Origin of the sequence: Streptomyces sp. NPDC058877, assembly GCF_042742855.1 — a bacterium.
In the GTDB taxonomy this organism is placed as follows: Bacteria; Actinomycetota; Actinomycetes; order Streptomycetales; family Streptomycetaceae; genus Streptomyces.
Genome location: NZ_JBHYMF010000028.1, coordinates 18,905 through 37,103, shown reverse-complemented (window position 1 = coordinate 37,103; position 18,199 = coordinate 18,905). Strand labels below are relative to the sequence as shown.

At 71.1% G+C, this 18,199-nt stretch carries 18 protein-coding genes; 6 read left to right on the top strand and 12 right to left on the bottom strand.

Annotated elements, in window-relative coordinates:
• Positions 1-25: 25 nt before the first annotated feature.
• The 3 genes from ACFW2Y_RS09695 (at position 26) to ACFW2Y_RS09685 (ending at position 1,449) form a co-directional block, all read left to right on the top strand.
• The gene (locus tag ACFW2Y_RS09695; protein WP_384875952.1) at positions 26-379 is read left to right on the top strand and encodes a VOC family protein; all 354 of its coding nucleotides are present in this window, start codon (positions 26-28) and stop codon (positions 377-379) included.
• Between the two features lie 80 nt (positions 380-459).
• The gene (locus tag ACFW2Y_RS09690) at positions 460-879 is read left to right on the top strand and encodes a hypothetical protein (RefSeq protein WP_384875950.1); all 420 of its coding nucleotides are present in this window, start codon (positions 460-462) and stop codon (positions 877-879) included.
• 3 nt (positions 880-882) lie between these two features.
• Positions 883-1,449: a hypothetical protein gene (locus ACFW2Y_RS09685; RefSeq protein WP_384875948.1), complete on the top strand. Its 567-nt coding sequence runs from the start codon at positions 883-885 to the stop codon at positions 1,447-1,449.
• Positions 1,450-1,852: 403 nt separating this feature from the next.
• On the opposite strand, the gene ACFW2Y_RS09680 is transcribed toward ACFW2Y_RS09685, so the two are convergent.
• The 7 genes from ACFW2Y_RS09680 to ACFW2Y_RS09650 form a co-directional block, all read right to left on the bottom strand.
• Entirely contained in the window at positions 1,853-2,866 is a 1,014-nt protein-coding gene (locus ACFW2Y_RS09680; RefSeq protein ID WP_384875946.1) for a TIGR03842 family LLM class F420-dependent oxidoreductase, read from the bottom strand.
• A gap of 46 nt (positions 2,867-2,912) precedes the next feature.
• Positions 2,913-4,316 carry a dihydropyrimidinase gene (gene hydA, locus ACFW2Y_RS09675; protein ID WP_384875944.1) on the bottom strand — a complete coding sequence of 468 codons (1,404 nt, stop codon included), beginning with the start codon at positions 4,314-4,316 and terminating at the stop codon, positions 2,913-2,915.
• 122 nt (positions 4,317-4,438) lie between these two features.
• Complete coding sequence (locus tag ACFW2Y_RS09670) at positions 4,439-5,719, bottom strand: aspartate aminotransferase family protein (protein ID WP_384875942.1); 1,281 nt, start codon at positions 5,717-5,719, stop codon at positions 4,439-4,441.
• Positions 5,716-6,558 carry a nitrilase-related carbon-nitrogen hydrolase gene (locus ACFW2Y_RS09665; RefSeq protein WP_384875940.1) on the bottom strand — a complete coding sequence of 281 codons (843 nt, stop codon included), beginning with the start codon at positions 6,556-6,558 and terminating at the stop codon, positions 5,716-5,718. The genes ACFW2Y_RS09670 and ACFW2Y_RS09665 overlap by 4 nt, the downstream gene beginning before the upstream one ends.
• 369 nt (positions 6,559-6,927) lie before the next feature.
• Entirely contained in the window at positions 6,928-8,235 is a 1,308-nt protein-coding gene (locus ACFW2Y_RS09660; RefSeq protein ID WP_384875938.1) for a UL36 very large tegument protein, read from the bottom strand.
• Between the two features lie 107 nt (positions 8,236-8,342).
• Positions 8,343-8,723 carry a PPOX class F420-dependent oxidoreductase gene (locus ACFW2Y_RS09655; protein ID WP_384875937.1) on the bottom strand — a complete coding sequence of 127 codons (381 nt, stop codon included), beginning with the start codon at positions 8,721-8,723 and terminating at the stop codon, positions 8,343-8,345.
• A gap of 140 nt (positions 8,724-8,863) precedes the next feature.
• Complete coding sequence (locus ACFW2Y_RS09650; protein ID WP_384875935.1) at positions 8,864-9,115, bottom strand: helix-turn-helix domain-containing protein; 252 nt, start codon at positions 9,113-9,115, stop codon at positions 8,864-8,866.
• A gap of 33 nt (positions 9,116-9,148) precedes the next feature.
• Here ACFW2Y_RS09650 and map point away from each other — a divergent pair, with 33 nt between their 5' ends.
• Positions 9,149-9,916, top strand: a complete 768-nt coding sequence (gene map, locus ACFW2Y_RS09645; RefSeq protein WP_384875933.1) for a type I methionyl aminopeptidase — start codon at positions 9,149-9,151, stop codon at positions 9,914-9,916.
• A 4-nt stretch (positions 9,917-9,920) separates the two neighbouring features.
• Here the strand turns inward: map and ggt are convergent, their stop codons facing one another.
• The gene (gene ggt / locus ACFW2Y_RS09640) at positions 9,921-11,726 is read right to left on the bottom strand and encodes a gamma-glutamyltransferase (RefSeq protein WP_384875931.1); all 1,806 of its coding nucleotides are present in this window, start codon (positions 11,724-11,726) and stop codon (positions 9,921-9,923) included.
• Positions 11,727-11,830: 104 nt separating this feature from the next.
• Here ggt and ACFW2Y_RS09635 point away from each other — a divergent pair, with 104 nt between their 5' ends.
• Positions 11,831-12,562: a hypothetical protein gene (locus ACFW2Y_RS09635; RefSeq protein WP_384875929.1), complete on the top strand. Its 732-nt coding sequence runs from the start codon at positions 11,831-11,833 to the stop codon at positions 12,560-12,562.
• Here the strand turns inward: ACFW2Y_RS09635 and ACFW2Y_RS09630 are convergent.
• Positions 12,513-13,808, bottom strand: coding sequence for a cytochrome P450 (locus tag ACFW2Y_RS09630; protein ID WP_384875928.1), 1,296 nt, complete (start codon positions 13,806-13,808; stop codon positions 12,513-12,515). The genes ACFW2Y_RS09635 and ACFW2Y_RS09630 overlap by 50 nt on opposite strands.
• Before the next feature lie 252 nt (positions 13,809-14,060).
• On the opposite strand from ACFW2Y_RS09630, the gene ACFW2Y_RS09625 reads away from it, so the two are divergent.
• Positions 14,061-15,623, top strand: a complete 1,563-nt coding sequence (locus ACFW2Y_RS09625) for an alpha/beta fold hydrolase (RefSeq protein ID WP_384875926.1) — start codon at positions 14,061-14,063, stop codon at positions 15,621-15,623.
• A 520-nt stretch (positions 15,624-16,143) separates the two neighbouring features.
• Here ACFW2Y_RS09625 and ACFW2Y_RS09620 read toward each other — a convergent pair.
• The 3 genes from ACFW2Y_RS09620 to ACFW2Y_RS09610 form a co-directional block, all read right to left on the bottom strand.
• Entirely contained in the window at positions 16,144-16,587 is a 444-nt protein-coding gene (locus ACFW2Y_RS09620; RefSeq protein ID WP_384875924.1) for a DUF6278 family protein, read from the bottom strand.
• Positions 16,588-16,655: 68 nt separating this feature from the next.
• The gene (locus tag ACFW2Y_RS09615) at positions 16,656-17,435 is read right to left on the bottom strand and encodes an exodeoxyribonuclease III (protein WP_384875922.1); all 780 of its coding nucleotides are present in this window, start codon (positions 17,433-17,435) and stop codon (positions 16,656-16,658) included.
• Positions 17,436-17,558: 123 nt separating this feature from the next.
• Positions 17,559-18,191 (bottom strand): MBL fold metallo-hydrolase, encoded by a 633-nt coding sequence (locus ACFW2Y_RS09610; RefSeq protein WP_384875920.1) that lies wholly within the window; start codon positions 18,189-18,191, stop codon positions 17,559-17,561.
• Positions 18,192-18,199: the final 8 nt, after the last annotated feature.

Sequence of the window (18,199 nt, the reverse complement as noted above, 5' to 3'; positions counted from 1 at the left end):
GTCGTCGTCCTGGCAGGATGACGACATGGAACGTGTGCTTGGAATTGGTGGCTACTTCATGCGGGCTGCCGACCCGAAGGCCCTGAACGCGTGGTACCTCGACTGCCTGGGCATGGATGCTGACGAGCACGGCCTGTGGCGGCAGGAAGCCGGGCCGACGGTGTTCGCTGCGTTCGAGTCCGAGACCGACTACTTTGGGTCCCGCTCTCAGCAGACCCTGCTCAACTTCCGGGTCCGCGACCTGGACGCGATGCTCGCGCAGTTGCGTGCCAAGGGAGCGGACGTGTCGGAGGACATCCAGGACGTGGAGGGCGTCGGCCGGTTCGGCTGGGTCACCGATCCCGAAGGCAACCGGGTCGAGCCGCGGCAGCCCGTCTGACCGTGTCTTCACACGGGTAGTGATTCACGGGTGAACCACCATGTTGTCCGGGTGCGCACCTCGGTCAGGCCCGCGCGGCCATGTCCCCCTACGCCTTCTGCGGTCTGTCGACGGAGCGTCTGAGTGCCCTCGCGGTCGAGCTCGCATCACACCGGCGAGCGCGGCGCGAGTCCGACCGTCACGTCTACGGCAGGCTGCTGACCCCCGTCCCGTTCGTCGGAGACGGGGGCCAGCGCATCGTCGATGCGGGCACGACCGCGTACATGACCGATGCGAACGCCAAAGTCGACGCCGCGACCCGTGAAAACATGATCAATCATGACGACGACGGTCAAAGGGAGCTGTACGCCATACTGCGCCAAGCCGCGATGGAGCGGAGACTCGCGCCATCGGAGCTGGACTCCACTCCCGGTGAGTTCGAGGACCGTCTTCAGCCGACCGCCGAGCAGTGGTACCAGAACGGGATCAAGGACGCAGACATGAAGATGGGCGAGCGCTGACTGATGGACAGGAAATGGTTGCCGCTGACCGCCGTACTCGGCGTTGCCACGGCCGTCGTTCTCGCAGCAACCCTCTGGCCGGAGCGCGAGGAGAAGACACGCCCGCCGGAGACCCTGTGCTTCGGGTCCCTCAGCCAGGCGACGGCTGCGCTGATCGACGACGGCAAGGGCGGCGACGTCACCGCGGACGAGCTTGAGCGGCCCGGCCAGGGCGACCGGGCGGTCTTCAAGATCTGCTCGATGGTGCGCGCCGATGCCGGCGGTGGTCCGGGAAGACGGGTCTACTCGCTGACCGTTCAAGATGCCTCCGGCCCCCCTGGACTGCCGAAGGGTGCGGTACCTCTGGGCGCCGGATTCGTCGGCTGGGCGCTCCCCGAGAGGGCCGAGGCCGCACTGCCGGTCGACTGTGCCCGCAGCATGGGCTCGACGGCTCCCTACGTCGTCGTGGACCTCGACGCGCCCACGCAGTCGGAGGAGCGGGGGCTCGTCGACCGGGACACCGCCCTCCGCAACAGCGCCGCGGTGGTCCGCGAGGCGGCCACGAACCTTGCGCGGACCGCCGGCTGCTGAGGCGCGCGACCGAGGATGCCCCGGGTGGCCGTGGGCGAAACGGATCCAGTGCCGGGCCGGGGGAAACCGAGCAGGACCCGGGCGACGGCCGGGCACAGTGGTCCGGCGTCCGTCAGTTTCGGAGGTCGCCCGATCCGGCGACGGGGCGCCGCGTGGTCGTCGATCAACACGGGCAGTGCCGCAAGAAGGGCGTCCGGGTTCGTCTTCACGCACTGACCGGCACATGCCCTTCGCCATGGTCGCGACCGGCACGAACCCTGGAGGGGCGCCTTCCACCGCTGACGCCGCGCCGGCGGCTTTCCCGGCAGGCGCAAGGATCGCGACGCGCCTGACGGGATGCGTCATCCGGAACGGGTGGATGGCCGTCATCCAGCTGCCTCGGCGCCCGGACCGGGCAACCTCGTCACCGGAGGGCCGGGATGACCTCGGCGCCGTAGGCGTCGATGGTGCCCTCGCGGTTGTCGTGCATGTCGTAGACCGCGAACTGGTCGACGCCCAGGTCCTTGAGGTGGCGGAGCTTGTCGACGTGGGTCTCGGCGGGGCCGAGGAGGCAGAAGCGGTCGACGATCTCGTCGGGGACGAAGGCGGTGTCGGGATTGTCGGCGCGGCCGTGGTGGGAGTAGTCGTAGCCCTGCCGGTCCTTGATGTACGCGGTCAGCTCCTCGGGGACCATGGAGGAGTGTTCGCCGTACTTGGCGACGAGGTCGGCGACGTGGTTGCCGACCATGCCGCCGAACCAGCGGCACTGGTCGCGGGCGTGGGCCAGCGCCTCCGGGGAGTCGTCGGCGGTGACGTAGGCGGGGGCGGCGACGCAGATGGTGAGCGCGTCGGGGTCGCGGCCGGCGTCGACGGCGGCCTGCCGGACGGCCTTGACCATCCACTCGGTGAGGAAGGGGTCGGCGAGCTGGAGGATGAAGCCGTCGGCCTTCTGCCCGGCCAGCGCGAGGGCCTTGGGCCCGTACGCGGCCATCCACACCGGAAGCCTTCCGTTCCTGATCCAGGGGATGCGGACCGGGTTGCCGTCGACCTGCGCCTCCCGGCCCTCCGCCAGGTCCCGGATGGCCTCGATGGCCTCGCCGAGCCGGGCCAGGGTGTTCGGCTTGCGGCCGGCGACGCGCATGGCGGAGTCACCGCGGCCGATGCCGCAGACGGTCCGGTTGCCGTACATGTCGTTGAGGGTGGCGAAGGTGGAGGCGGTCACCTCCCAGGTGCGGGTGCCGGGGTTGGTCACCATGGGGCCGACGTGCAGTTTGGTGGTGTGTTCGAGGATCTGGCTGTAGATGACGAAGGGTTCCTGCCAGAGCACGGCGGAGTCGAAGGTCCAGCCGTAGCGGAATCCGTTGCGTTCCGCCCGACGCATCAGGCCGACGACCTGCGAGGCGGGCGGGTCGGTCTGCAGGACGAGTCCGAAGTCCACGCGGGACCTCCAAGTTCGAATCGTTACGGTGCGGTCCTGGGACGCTTCAGCCCAGGTACTGGCAGGTGGAACGCGGCACGAAGGTGCCGTGTCCGGCACGGCCCACGTACGTGCGCCGGTCGATGACGAGTTCGCCGCGGGAAAGGACCGTCTCGACCTGCCCGGTGACCGTCCTGCCCTCGTACGCCGAGTAGTCGACGTTCATGTGGTGGGTCTCGGCCGACAACACCTGTGTGGCGTGCGGGTCGTAGATCACCAGGTCCGCATCGGCGCCCGGCGCGATCGTCCCCTTCTGCGGGTACATGCCGAACATCCTCGCCGGGGTGGCGCAGGCGATCTCGATCCAGCGACGACGGGAGATGTGACCGTCCACGACCGCTTGGTGGAGCAGGTCCATGCGGTTCTCCACGCCCGGCAGGCCGTTGGGGATCTTCGAGAAGTCGCCGCGGCCCAACTCCTTCTGCCCCACGAAGCAGAACGGGCAGTGGTCGGTGGAGACGACCTGGAGGTCGTTGGTCCGCAGCCCCCGCCACAGCGCCGCCTGGTGTTCCTTCGGACGGAGCGGGGTCGAGCAGACGTACTTGGCGCCCTCGAAGTCCGGCTCCGCCAGATTGTCCGTGGACAGGAAGAGGTACTGCGGGCAGGTCTCGCCGAAGACGGGCAGCCCCATGTCCCTGGCCGCCGCCAGCTCCGCCACGGCCTCCTGCGCCGAGACGTGCACGACGTAGAGCGGAGAGCCCGCCACCCGGGCCAGTTGGATCGCCCGGTGCGTGGCCTCCGCCTCCAACAGGGTCTTGCGGACCTCCCCGTGGTAGCGGGGGTCGGTCTCGCCGCGGGCGAGGGCCTGCTCCACCAGCACGTCGATCGCGATGCCGTTCTCGGCGTGCATCATGATCAGCCCGCCGGTGTCGCCGGCCACCTGCATGGCCCGCAGGATCTGCCCGTCGTCCGAGTAGAAGACGCCGGGGTAGGCCATGAAGAGCTTGAAGGAGGTCACGCCGTGCTCGATGAGCTTCGGCATCTCCTTCAGCGTCGACTCGTTCACGTCCGACATGATCATGTGGAACGCATAGTCGATCGCGCACTTCCCGTCCGACTTGGCGTACCAGGCGTCGAGCCCTTCGCGGAGGCCGTGGCCGACGGTCTGGACGGCGAAGTCGACGATGGTGGTGGTACCGCCCCAGGCTGCGGCACGGGTACCCGTCTCGAAGGTGTCGGAGGCGAAGGTGCCGCCGAAGGGCAACTCCATGTGCGTGTGGGCGTCGACGCCGCCGGGGAGCACATAGCGGTCGGTGGCGTCGATGGTCCGGTCGGCGGTCCAGCCGGCCGCCGTGTCCGATCCGTGGGTCGCGAGGGCGACGACGCGGCCGTCTTCGATCAGGACGTCGGCATGGAGTTCGTCGGCGGCGGTGACGACGAGGCCGCCGCGGACGAGGGTACGGGTGCTCACGGGACTCTCCCTTTTCGAGAGGGGCTGCGGGTTCCTACGACCTGTCCGGCACGGGACCGCGACGCTTGGAGGCGCCTTGGCGGAGGGACGCCAAGGGGGCGAGGCCGCGGACCGGCCCGGGGCTAGAGGGTCGCGAGGGCCTGTTCGAGCATCGCGGCGCCTTCCTCCGCCTCGGCCACCGTGAGCGAGAGCGGCGGTGCGATGCGCAGGGTGCTGGTGTTGTGTCCACCGCCCTTGCCGATGAGCAGGCCGTTCTCCCGGGCCGCCTCCAGGACGGCGGCAGCCGCGTCGGGATTCGCCCGGTCGGTGCCCGGCTCGGTGAGCTCGATGCCGATCATCAGGCCGCGACCCCGCACCTCCCGGACTGCCGGCACTCCTGCGGCGGCGGCCCGGATCCGCTCGATGAGGAGACCGCCGACACGGCGGGCGTTGCCCTGGAGGTCGTGCTCCAGGAGGTAGGAGAGGTTGGCCAGGCCCGCGGCCATGGTGATCGGTGAACCGCCGAAGGTGGAGATGGAGTTGGCGTCGAGGCAGTTCATGACCTCGGCACGGGCGACGACACCGCCGATGGACATGCCGTTGCCGATCCCCTTGGCGAAGGTGAGGATGTCGGGCGGTCCGGCCTGGCCGTGGGCCTGCCAGCCCCAGAAGTGGTCGCCGGTGCGCCCCCAGCCGGTCTGCACCTCGTCGGAGATCCAGAGGATGCCGTGCTGGTCGAGGACCCGGCGGAAGGCGGCGTAGAGGCCGTCGGGCGGGGAGGTGAAGCCGCCGACGCCCTGTACGGGTTCGGCGATGAGGGCGGCGACCTCATGGGTGTGGCCGAGGAGGTCTTCGAGGTCGGCGACGCAGGCCTCGGTGAACCCCGCGTCGGTGTGGGCGGCGTAGGGGCCGCGGGTGCGGACGCCACCGTGCACGTACAGGGTGTGGAGCGGGGAGAGGCCGGTGGGTGACCAGGCGCGGTTGCCGGTGATGCCGATGGTGGAGAAGGAACGGCCGTGGTAGCTGTTGCGCATCGCCAGGATCTGGGAGGAACGGCGGTACGTGGTGGCGAGGAGGAGGGCCGCGTCATTGGCCTCGGTCCCGGAGGTGGTGAAGAAGACCCGGGCATCGGGGATGCCGGAGAGTCCTGCGATCCGCTCGGCGAGCTCCACCATGGGGCGGTTGAGGTAGAGCGTGGAGGAGTGGATGATCCGCCCCGCCTGCTCGGCCACGGCCTTGGTGACTTCGGGCAGGGCGTGGGCGGTCATGGTGGTGAGGATGCCGCCGAAGAAGTCGAGGTACGTGCGTCCCTCGGCGTCCCAGACGCGACGACCCTCACCGTGGGTGATCTCGATGGGGTCGCGGTAGTAGAGGGAGACCCAGTCGGGGATGACGGCCTTGTGCCGGGCGTACAGGCTGGTCACGGCCGCACCAGTCCCTCGTACGCGTCGGGGCGGCGGTCGCGGTAGAAGGCCCACTGTTGGCGGACCTCCTCGATGAGGCCGAAGTCGAGGTCCCGGACGACGAGTTCCTCCTCCTTGTCGGAGGCGACGTCGCCGACGAACTGCCCGCGCGGATCGACGAAGTAGCTGGTTCCGTAGAAGTCGTTGTCGCCGTACTCCTCGATGCCGACCCGGTTGATCGCGGCGACGAAGTACTCGTTGGCGACGGCGGCGGCGGGCTGCTCCAGCTGCCAGAGGTGGGAGGAGAGGCCCCGGTGCGTGGCCGAGGGGTTGTAGACCAGTTGGGCTCCGTTGAGGCCCAACTGACGCCACCCCTCGGGGAAGTGCCGGTCGTAGCAGATGTAGACCCCGATCCGGCCGACGGCGGTGTCGAAGACCGGCCAGCCGGCGTTGCCCGGACGGAAGTAGTACTTCTCCCAGAAGCCCTTGACCTGGGGGATGTGGTGCTTGCGGTACTTGCCGAGGTAGCTGCCGTCGGCGTCGATCACGGCGGCGGTGTTGTAGTAGAAGCCCTCGCTCTCGACCTCGAAGACGGGCACGACGATCACCATGCCGGTTTCCCGGGCGAGGTCCCTCATCCGGCGGACGGTGGGGCCGTCCGGGACGGGTTCGGCCCAGCGGTAGTGCTCGGGCTCCTGAACCTGGCAGAAGTAGGGGGCGTTGAACACCTCCTGGAAGCCGATCACCTTGGCGCCCTGCCGGGCGGCTTCCCGGGCGTGCTCCTCGTGTTTGGCGATCATTGATTCGGTGTCGCCGGTCCAGGTCGCCTGGACGAGCGCGGCGCGTACGACGTCGGTCATGAGCTGCTCCTTCGGCACGGCGTCAGAGAGCCTCTACGCACGTAGACGCGATGCGTAGGAGGAGAACGTAAGCCCCGTCACACCCCGGAGCAAGACCGCCGCCGTGAAGCGGCCGAGTCGATCATGTTTCATACCCGACTGGTCCACGTCGGACACGTACCGACACGTACGGAACCAGGCGGAAAGCTCCTCGACCGCTCGCCCCCGTGACCCCGGAGGCCCGACGGCCGCCCGCCACGACCGGACGGTCCGGCACGTCTCGACGCCCCCCGGGACGGGGCCCACCACCCCGGCTCTCCCGGGCGGCCCCCACCGGTGGGGGCCGCCCGACAGGGGAACCGCCATGCACGGCGCGGGGCGCGCCCCGGCTCATGCCCCCGCCAGGCCTGCCACCCTCAGTGCGTGGAGCAGATCGCGTTCCCGAGAGGTGGACACCACCCGGGCGGCGGAGAGGAGTTGGGGGACCAGGCCGTGCGGGTCCGCTCCCGCGAGGCGAGCGGCGTCCTCCGGGGCCCGGACCCGGACGAACGCGACGAGGAGGGCGTGTGCCTCGCGGTGGTGCTCCTCCGCGTGCAGCGCGGCGCACGCACCGGCGAGTTCCTCGACCGGGCGCGCCACGCCCTGTCGGAGCAACTGCTCGCAGTCGGCGGCCCGGCCCGCGTCGGCGAGGACTCCGGCGACGGCGGCGAGCCGACCGGGCGGCAGCGAGGCCGCCTCCCACAGCAAGGTGGACCAATCGGCGCCGAGCCCGGCCCGGTGCAGTTCCGTCGCGAGGGCGGGCAGCCGGTCGAGCGGTCCGCCGAGGGCCTCGCAGAGGAGGGCATGGGCTTCGCCGCTGCGTCCCTGGGAACGGAGGCGACGCAGGGCGTAGACCGCGTTGGCGGCGGCGCGACGGGCTTCGACGGGATCCGGTACGGGGGCCGGACCGCGTACTCCGGGCGCGCCGTCCGATTCCACGGCGCCCCCGAACCTGGCCCCCCGGGGCGCCACTCCCCCCGTGGGGAGGGCGGGCAGCGGGACCGCCTCCGCCACCTCCTCGGCCTCCTCGTCCAGCCAGGCGTACCGGGCTCCCCGGGGGCGCCGCTTGAGCTTGCCGGGCCGCGCTCCGGGCGGGACTTCCGCCGCCGGGCGGGCGGCAGCGGAGGACTCGGAGGCCGAGGAGCCGGCGGCCGGGCGCGCCACCGCCCCGTCGAGTCGGGCGAGTCGGGCCGTCAGTTCGGTGACGCGGGCGGTCGCCCTGGTCTGGTCGTCGAGGGCCCAGGCGAGGTCGTGCTCCAGCCGGGCCGCCTCGTCCGGGTCGGGGGCGGCGCGCAGCCGTTCGCCGAGCTCGCGGCTGCGGGACTCGGCGTACCGCCGTTCGCCCTCCATCAGGTGTCGGCGCTCGGCGAGCGCCTCCACCCCTCCGGGACGCCGGTCATGGGCTCCGGCGGCCTCCGCGTACAGGGCCCGGCCGCGAGCGGCGAAGGACCCCCCGGCAACTTCCCCCACGTCCTGGAGGAGCGATTCCACGACGTCCCAGGGCAGGATCTCCGCCCCGTCGAGGCAGGCGCGCAGGCCCTCGGGGTCGCGCGCGGCGAAGACTCCGTACCAGCCGGCGTCTGGCCGGGCACGGCCCACCAGATCCGTCAGCCAACTCGTGAACGCAGCAACTTCCACCGGGAGTTGATACACCGTCATGCGATACGCACCTGCCCCGCCGTCGACTGGAACCTTCCGGCCGCGGGCATTGGACCGCATTCGTGTTACGGGACGACTACGGACCGTTTTCGACTGGGTGTGACGGGTCAGAAAGTGACGACGATCCCGGCGTGCGGACGCTTGCCGAGCCGAAGGATCATGCCCGGCACATCGGTGAGCCAGAACTGCCAGGTGTACTTGCGCGCCAGCAGGCGTCGGATCCGACGCAGTTCCTCGTCCTCCACCAGCCGCCCCGTGCCCTTGACCCGCTCCGCACCTTCGGCCACGTTGCCGCGCAGGTCGCAGAGGGCGAACTCGACGCGGGGGTCGTTCCGCAGGCGCTTGACCTTCCAGGAATCACTACGGGTCCAGACATACAGCTCGGAGCCCTCCACCTCGTACCAGACGGGTGTCGCAACTCCCGTGCCGTCCTTCCGGAAGGTGGTCAGGCTGATGTAGCGGCCGCGCCGCAGCTCTTCGGGCATCATGCCGGCAGCCTAGGCCCTGCCCCGGGCGCCGGGGCGGGGAACCTCGCCCCCACCCGGATCCACCGCCAGGGACCCCACGGGGCTCGACGGCTCCCGGACGGTGGACGCCGCAGGGGCGGGAGCGCCCCCGGTTCGGCGACTCAGACGGGAGCCGGAGCGCAGTGCACCACGAGCTCGTCCATGGACAGGCCGAGGACCCCCGCCAGGGCAGCGACCGTGAAGAAGGCCGGGGTCGGCGCCCGCCCCGTCTCGATCTTGCGGAGGGTCTCGGCGGAGAGTCCTGCGGCCGTGGCGATCTCCACCATGGTCCGCTCTCCGCGCGCCTCGCGCAGGAGCAGTCCCAGGCGCTCGCCGCGCTCGCGTTCTTCGGGGGTCAGGGGTGTGCGCACCATGACCCCATACTAATACCGGTATAATAATTGGCCATGGTGAAGATCAAGACGAATGAATCCCTGGTGGCCATGCGCGAGGCGGGGCGGGTGGTGGCCCGCGCCCTCGCGGCCGTACGGGCGAAGGCCGCCCCCGGGGTGCGGCTCGACGAACTGGACGCGGTCGCCCGCGGCGTGCTCGCCGAGGCGGGTGCGGGCTCGCCCTTCCTGGACTACCACCCGGACTGGGCGCCCGTGCCGTTCCCCGCGGTCGTGTGCGTGTCCGTCAACGACGCCGTGGTGCACGGCATCCCGAACGGAAGCCGGTTGGCCGCGGGCGATCTGGTGTCCGTGGACTGCGGGGCGACGCTGGACGGCTGGGCGGGCGACTCGGCGGTGAGCTTCGTGGTGGGCCGGGGCCGGCCGGAGGACGAGCGGCTGATCAGCACGGCGCAGGACGCCCTGGCGGCGGGCATCGGGGCCGCCGTCGTGGGCAACCGGATCGGCGACGTCGCCCACGCCGTCGGCCGGGTCTGCCGGGCCGCCGGATACGGCATCCCGGACGGCTTCGGCGGCCACGGCATCGGCCGCACCATGCACGAGGACCCGGGCGTCCCCAACGAGGGACGCCCGGGCCGGGGCATGAAGCTGCGTCACGGGATGGTGCTGGCGATCGAGCCGATGCTCATCGGCGGCGGGACGGACGAGCACTACACCGCACGGGACGGCTGGACGGTCCGCACGTCCGACGGCTCGCGCGCGGCCCACGTCGAGCACACGGTGGCGATCACGGACGAGGGCCCGCGCGTCCTCACCGTGCCGTAGCGGGTCAGGGCGCGGGCCGCACCACCATCGCCGAGCCGCCGCCCCGGCGGACCGTCTCCGCGGCGGCCACCCAACGGCCGTCCGGGAGGCGCTGGACGCCGGTCGCCGCGCCGATCTCGGGATTCTGCCGGAAGCCGTGCCCGATGGCTTCGAGCTCTTCCCTCACCGGGCTGTTCCACAGGGCGGGTTCGAGTTCGGTGGTGGTCTGGTTGCGCTGGCTGGCGCGTGGCGTCGCGATCGCCTCGACGAGCGGGAGGCCCCGGTCGACGACCCCGGTGAGGGTCTGGAGGACCGTGGTGATGATGGTCGCGCCGCCCGGGGAGCCGAGCGCGAGGACGGGCCGGTGGTGCCGGTCAAGGACGATCGTCGGGGAGATCGAAGAACGCGGTCGCTTCCCGGGGCCGGGCAGGTTCGGGTCGTGGACGGCCGGGTTGGCCGGGGCGAAGGAGAAGTCGGTCAGCTCGTTGTTGAGCAGGAAGCCCCGGCCGGGCACGGTGATGCCGCTGCCGCCGGTGGACTCGATGGTGAGGGTGTAGGCGACGACGTTCCCCCACTTGTCCGCCACCGTCAGATGGGTGGTGTTCTCGCCCTCGTACGTGGTCGGGGCGGCCGTCCCTCCGGCTGCACAGGGCTCCGGGTCCGCGGGGTCGCCGGGCGCCAGGGGGCTGGTGAGGACGGCGTCGTCACGGATCAGACAGGCTCGGGAGTCGGCGTACCGCTGGGACAGCAGGCCCCGGGTGGGAACGGACTCGAAGGCCGGGTCGCCGATCCAGCGCCCCCGGTCGGCGAAGGCGATGCGGCTGGCTTCGATGAACCGGTGCAGGTAGTCGGCCGGGGAGGCACCGGCGAGGTCGGTGCCCTCCAGGATGTTGAGCGCCTCGCCGACGCTCGTGCCGCCGGAGGAGGACGGCGCCATGCCGTAGACGTCGAGCCCCCGGTACGCGACCCTGGTCGGCGCGCGGAACACCGTGCGGTACGCGGCGAGATCACGCTCCGTCAGGTCTCCGGGGCGGACCTTCCGGGTGGCGTCCGGACGGACCGGGGGGGTGCGGACCGTGTTCACGACGTCCCTGGCGAGCGGCCCCCGGTAGAGCGCGCCGACGCCTTCGCGGCCGAGCACCCCGTACGTACGGGCCAGGTCGGGGTTCTTGAAGGTGCTGCCGACCACGGGCAGTCGCCCGCCGGGCAGGAAGAGTTCCGAGGTGGCCGGGAAGTCGCGGAAGCGGGCTTCGTTGGCAGCGGTCTGCGCGCGGAAGGTCTCGTCGACGACGAAGCCCTCGCGGGCGAGGCGCTCGGCGGGTTTCAACAGGGTGGCGAGCCGTTTGCTGCCCCAGGCGTCGAGGGCGGTCTTCCAGGTCGCGGCGGTGCCGGGGGTGCCGACACCGAGGCCGCTGGTCTGCCCCTCAGCGAAGGGGATCGGCGTCCCGCCCTCCGTGAAGAGGTCGGGACCGGCGGAGCGGGGCGCCGTCTCGCGCCCGTCGATCGTCCGCACGGTACGGCTCTTCGCGTCGTAGTACACGAAGAAGCCACCGCCCCCGATGCCCGCCGAATAGGGCTCCGTGACGCCGAGGGCCGCTGCCACGGCGACGGCGGCGTCGACCGCGTTGCCCCCCTTGCGGAGCACCTCGATGCCGGCGGCCGAAGCATCGGCGTCGACGCTGGCGACGGCACCGCCGTATCCGACCGCGACCGGTTCCTTGGCGGGCGGGTGGGCCGCGGGTGGAGCCGTCGGTGGCGCGGCGGCCCCCAGCGAGAGCACCGTCACCGCGACGGCGAGCAGGGAGACCTTGCCTGCGGCAGAGCGACGCATTCCTACCTCCAGTCAACGACCGTCCGCGCAGGGTAACTTCTCCCACCACTTCCCGTCAGGACCGCCTCGAACTGAGGCTCGGATCACCGCTACCATGCGCCCCCATGAACGATGACGTCCGGAACATCGTGCTCGGCGTGCTGGCGACCGGGGTCAGCGCCTCCATCGGCTGGCTCGCCCGCACCCACCAGTGGCGGCGCAAGCTCCGCCGCACACAGGCCTTCTTCGGGCTGCCCAAGAGCTCCGAGTGCCTGCTCGTGGTGAACAAGGAGGCCGGCGGGAACGGTGCCGTGCACCGCTACGACGTCTTCGCACTGCTCGAACTCAGCTCGCTGATCAAGGACTGCGGGGCACACGCGCGCATCGTGCAGCACGACCAGGCCCATCAGGGGTTCGGCGACCGCACGGAGTTCTGCGTGGGCGGGCCCGGCTCCAACCGCCGCATGGCCGCACACCTGGCGACCCTCCTTCCGGGGCTCACGGTGAACGTGGACGTGGAACGCGGACCCGACCAGGGTTCGTTCCTGATCGGCTCGGAGCGCTACCGCATGGACGCCGGGATCGAGGAGTACGTGATCCTGGCCCGGCTGACCGCGGGCGAGGGCAGCCGACCGGTCTTCCTCTTCTGCGGGCAGCGGGCCATCACCAACCAGGCCGCCACCCGCTATCTGAGCCGCCACCACGCGTCACTGGCACGACGGCACCGCTCGGGCTCCTTCGTCCTCCTCCTGAAGGTGGTCAACTCCCAGGCGTACGGCCCCGATGTGGTCGAGTTGGTGGCTGACGTCACGCGGGCGGCACGGACGGCCCCAGCGGTCGAACCGGCAGCGACTTGATTCCGTTGACGAAGTTGGAGACGAGGCGTCGAGGCCGTCCCACCAGGGTCACTCCACCGCAGGCCGCGCGCATCTCCTCGTAGAAGACGCGGAGTTGAAGCCGGGCGAAGTGTGCGCCGAGGCAGACGTGCGGGCCGTCCCCGAACGAAACGTGCGGGTTGGGCGCCCTCCCCAGGTCGAGGCGGTGGGGGTCGACGAAGACCCGCTCATCGTGGTTGACGGATGCGTGGAAGACGACGACCTTGTCACCGGCCCCGACCGCCCGCCCCGCGAGCTCGGTGTCGCGGGTGGCGGTGCGCCGGAAGGAGAGCACCGGCGGGTGCACCCGCAGCAGTTCGTCGACCGCCGCGTCGAGGGAGATCTCACCCCGCCACAACCTCCGCTGCTCACCGGGGTTTCCGGCGAGGGCGAGGACTCCTCCGGGGGCCGCGGCCCGGACCGTGTCGTTTCCGGCGACGGTCAGCAGGAAGAAGAACATCTCCAGCTCGGCGTCGACCAGTTCGGAAGAAGCAAGCACGCTCATCACGTCATCGGCGGGGTGCACGCGCTTGTGGGCGGCGAGCTCCTGGGCGTAGGCGAACATTTCGGCGAGCTGGCCGGGTGAGCGGGGGTTCACCGGCCGCCCTTCGACGTCGCGGACGGGCGGTTCATCGGGATCCTGGTAGGCGATGATCCGCTCGGTCCAGGCGTGCAGCAGCGCCCGGTCGCCCGGCGGCACCCCCAGCAGGTCGGTGAGGTTGAGCAGCGCGTAGTCGTCGGTGACGGTCCGGACGAGGTCCACTTCGCCGCCCCCGGCGAAGGCGGTGCGCAGCAGTTCGCGGGCCCGCTCGCGGGCGGTCACGGCGAAGCGCTCGATCCGCCCGGGCGTGAAGGCCCGGCTGACGAGCCTCCTCAGTCGCCCGTGCCCCTGGGGACCTCCCCCGCCCGAACCGGACGGGGGGCCGGGAAGGGGGTCCTGATTGAGCATCATCCGTCGAATGAAGGGCAGGTCAGCGGGGTCGGGGTCGCGGATCTGGGTGGCGCCGAGGTGCGAGGAGTACGTCACCGGGTCCTTCAGCACGGTGATGACGTCGGCGTGTCGCGTGACGGCCCAGAAGCCGGGTCCGGCGGGCCAGCCCAGCACCTCCGGTTCCTCCTGCCAGGCGACGGGGGCGTGATCGCGCAGTGCGCGGAAGCGCTCGTGCGGGATGCCTTCCGCGTAGATGCGCGGATCGAAGACGTCGGGCCCCTCGCTCGTATGCCCCACCGTGCCTCCGTCCGGGGTGCTCCAGGGGTGAAGAGGTCCCCATGATGACAGTGCGGCGGCGTTTTCCGTAGGGCCGGTCGCGCAGTTCGCGACCCCTGAGCGACCTCCTCGACGACGCCCCTCGCCGGCAATCGTTACCCGCACGTAACTCGCCGAGCAGTTACCACGGGTAAGTCAGCGCGGTTACCGTCGGGTCACTTTCACTGCCCCCCATTCACTGCCCCCACAGTGCCCTCCAGTGAGGAGTGACCCGTGCGCACACCCCTGGTCCTCGCCGTCTCCACCGCCCTCGCGGCCGGAGCGGCATTCGGACTCGCACCCGCCTCCCAGGCCGCCGCGACCGGAACCGCCGCGAACAGCATCCGCTTCGTCGACATCACCGGTGACGGCGGAACCGTCCTCAAGGCGAACGTCGTCACCCCCGCCGGAGCCGACGGCACGGTTCGCCACCCCCTGATCGTGTTGCCCACCAGCTGGGCCGTGCCCCAGGTCGAATACCTCGCCCAGGCGCAGAAGCTCGCCGACTCCGGCTACATCGTGGTGAGTTACAACTCACGCGGCTTCTGGCAGTCCGGCGGCGAGATAGAGACGGCCGGGCCGAGGGACGTCGCCGACGCCTCCAAGGTGATCGACTGGGCCCTCACCCACACCCCGTCCGACCCTGCGCACGTGGGGATGGCGGGGGTCTCGTACGGTGCGGGGATCAGTCTGCTCGCCGCCGCCAACGACCCCCGGATCAAGGCCGTCACGGCGCTCAGCGGCTGGGCAGACCTCATCGAGTCGATCTACAGCGGTCGTACCCAGCACCTCCAGGCAGCCGCGCTGCTCGGCGGCGCGGGCTACCTCACCGGCCGCCCCGGCCCCGAACTCAAGGAGATCCTCAGCGACTTCCTCTCCTCCAACCTGGCCAAGGAGGAGGACATGATCGCCTGGGGCCGCAAGCGCTCCGCCTCCGAGCAACTCGACCGCCTCAACGCCAACGGCACCGCGATCATGCTCGGCAACGCCTGGGGCGACACCATCTTCCCGCCCAACCAGTACGCGAACTTCTACGAGAAGCTCACCGGCCCCAAGCGGCTGGAGTTCCGACCGGGCGACCACGCCACCGCGGAGGCCAGCGGTCTCCTCGGCCTCCCCAATGACACCTGGACCAGCGCCCGCCGCTGGTTCGACCACCACCTCAAGGGCGTCGACAACGGCGTCGACCGGGAGCAGCCCGTCCGGATCAAGCCCCGCTCCGACGCCGCCTACGAGGGCTACCCGGACTGGAAGTCCGTCGAGGCCAACCGCAGGAAGATCGCGCTCGGCGGCACACAGCGGATCTGGGCCAACATCGACTCCGGCGCCAACGGCGGCGTCGTCCTGCTCTCCAACCTGCTGGACCAGTTCTTCCACACCCCGCCCGTCACGTCCGTACCGCTCCTCCCCCGCGCCTTCGCCGGCGTCTGGCAGTCGGAGCGGTACGACGCCCCACAGCGGGTGCGCGGCACGGTGAAGCTGCACACCACGGTCAGCTCCACCAAGGGAAGTGGCACCTTCGTCGCCTACCTCTACGACGTGGGTCCGCTCGGCCTCGGGAAACTCGTCAGCAACGCCCCGTACACCTTCCACGACCGGGCCCCGGGCCAGCCGTTCGGCGTCGACCTGGAGCTCTTCTCCACCGCCTACGACGTCCCCGCCGGGCACCGGCTCGCCCTGGTCATCGACACCGTCGATCCCCTCTACATCGAACACAACCCGACCGGCGCGCAGCTGACCTTCTCCTCCCCCGCGGTCGACCCGTCGTACATGTCGGTCCCGCTGCGGGCGAAGTGATCACCGGCTGCTGCCGGGCGGGTGCGTCCCGGGGCACGGCACCCCTCGCTGCCGTCCCGGCAGCAGCGTCCGCGGTCGGCCGGCGCGACTCCTACGGCCCCGGCCTCCGGACCGTGACGTTTCCCGCGGACCACCCCGGTGGTGGACCGGAAGAAGGGCCGGGACGGAGGCACGGGCACCGAATTCGACGGCGCCGGGTGCCCCCTCGCCGGGGGAGGGCGGCCGGCGTGGGGGTGCGGTGGTCCGCTCGGCCCGGATCGAGGCCGACGGGGACAACCGCCTCCCCGCTCCTGACACCGGGGGCACAAGGCCGGAGGAGGTGCGGCGGGCCGTGGCGCCCGTTGGCGCCGCGGAGTTCGAGCAGCGGATCGACGACGGACATGCGCTGCCCCGCCCCCTTTCTCGGTGGTGTCGCGACAGCGCAAACTTCCCACGGGAGAAAGGGACTTCGCGCTCGACACGCATAAGACCCGGATAAACAGTATTTACTGCACGAGCACGGCGTGGAGCGGGTTCGCGGTCAGCACTCGGAGGCCTCCGCGTACACCTGGGCGAGCTGTGGCACGCCCGTCATCGCCCAGTCGAGTCCGGCTTCGACCACGTGGATCTCCCGACCGGAGGCGAGCCGCACCACGGGGCCGCCACCGGGCCGCACCTGCCACCGGGCGCCCGGCACGTTCCGGACGATCACGGTGCCGAGGTACAGCCCGGCGTCGTTCCCGAACCAGGGCAGCTCCTCCGGCTCGTTCCGCCACCGGGGCGGCAGCTGGTCGAGTTCCTGGAGGGAGGTCGGGGCGTCGTCCAGGTCCACCCCGGCCTCCCCCGCGCGGGTCCGCAGCAGTGTGCACTCGGAGAGCAGTTCGGCCACGCCCGCCGGGTCTCGGTCGAAGGCTGCCGCCAAGTGCCCGTCGGTGGATTCCGGCTCGTGCCGCTTGAGCCAGCCGCCCAGAAAGGGAATGTTCATCCGACCAGCGTCGCACCGTCGCCTCCCGGCCGACCAGACGGCACGCGGTGATCACCCCGCCCCCGACGTCAGACGTCGAGGTCCACCACCACCGGGGCGTGGTCCGAGGCCCCCTTGCCCTTGCGCTCCTCGCGGTCGACGTAGCCGTCGGTGACCGCTTCGACGAAGGGCTTGTTGCCGTAGACCAGGTCGATGCGGATGCCCTTGTTCTTCGGGAAGCAGAGCTGGCGGTAGTCCCAGTACGTGAAGGGGTGGTCGTACTTCAGGGGGCGCGGAACCACGTCGGCCAGACCGGTCCCGCGCAGAGCCGCCAGGGCGGCGCGCTCCGGCTCCGTCACGTGCGTGGCGCCCTCGAACACGGAGACGTCCCAGACGTCCTCGTCGGTCGGGGCGATGTTGTAGTCACCGAGGACCGCGAACGGCCGATCCGCCGCCGCGTCGTCCGCAACGGCGTGCTTGAGGGCCTCCAGCCACCGGAGCTTGTACGCGTAGTGCTCGTGGGTCACCTCGCGGCCGTTCGGTACGTACACCGACCAGACGCGGACCGGGCCACAGGTCGCGGAGATCGCCCGGGGCTCCTCCGCCCCGTCGTACTGCGGGCCGCCGGGGAGGCCGACGACCACGTCGGCGAAGCCGACGCGGGAGAGGAGGGCCACGCCGTTCCACCGGCCGGTGGCGTTGACCACCGACTCGTAACCCAGGGCGCGCAGCTCTTCGGTGGGGAACTGCTCGGCGGAGCACTTGGTTTCCTGGATGCACAGCACGTCCGTGCCGCTGCTCTCCAGCCAGGCCAGGAGCCGGGGCAACCGGGCCGTGATCGAATTGACGTTCCAGGTGGCGATGCGCATGCCCGCAAGCCTACTGGCGGGGTGTGACGGTCGACCTGTGCGGCGCTCGCGGGCGGAGGGCGGGGCCGGTGCTCCGGCCCCGCCCCGCGGCTCCGTCCTGCGTCCTCCGCCGGGGAGCGGCTCTCAGAGCAGGGTGGACGCGCCCGGGGCCAGCCGGGCGTGGGCGGTGCCGCCGAGCTCACCGATCTGGCGGTCGTAGATGGGCCGGGCGAGGTCGGTGAGCAGCGCGTCGTGAATGTCGTACGCCCGCCGCGGTGCGACCTCGCGCACGTAGTCGATGACCTCGGAGATCTTGTTCCACGGTGCCATGACGGGGAGCAACAGCGTGTCGACGGGGTGATCGGGCACGGTGAGCGCGTCGCCGGGGTGGAAGACGGCGCCGTCGACGAGGTAGCCCACGTTGGTGATGCGCGGGATGTCCGGGTGGATCACCGCGTGCAGCTCGCCGTGGACCTGGACCTCGAATCCGGCCGCGGTGAAGGCGTCGCCGTGCCCGACGGTGTGCACCCGCCCCGGGAAGACGGCCGAGAGCCGGTCGGCAACACTGCGCAGGGTCCAGAGCTCGACCGCCGGATCGGCCTCCAGCGCGCTGCGCAGCCGCCCCTCGTCGAAGTGGTCGGGATGCTCATGGGTGACGAGGAGCGCGTCGGCGCCGAGGACGGCGTCCTCCTCGGTGAACATGCCGGGGTCGAGGACGAGCGTGCGGCCGTCCTTCTCCAGCCGCACGCAGGCGTGGGACTTCTTGGTCAGCTTCACGGGGCCAG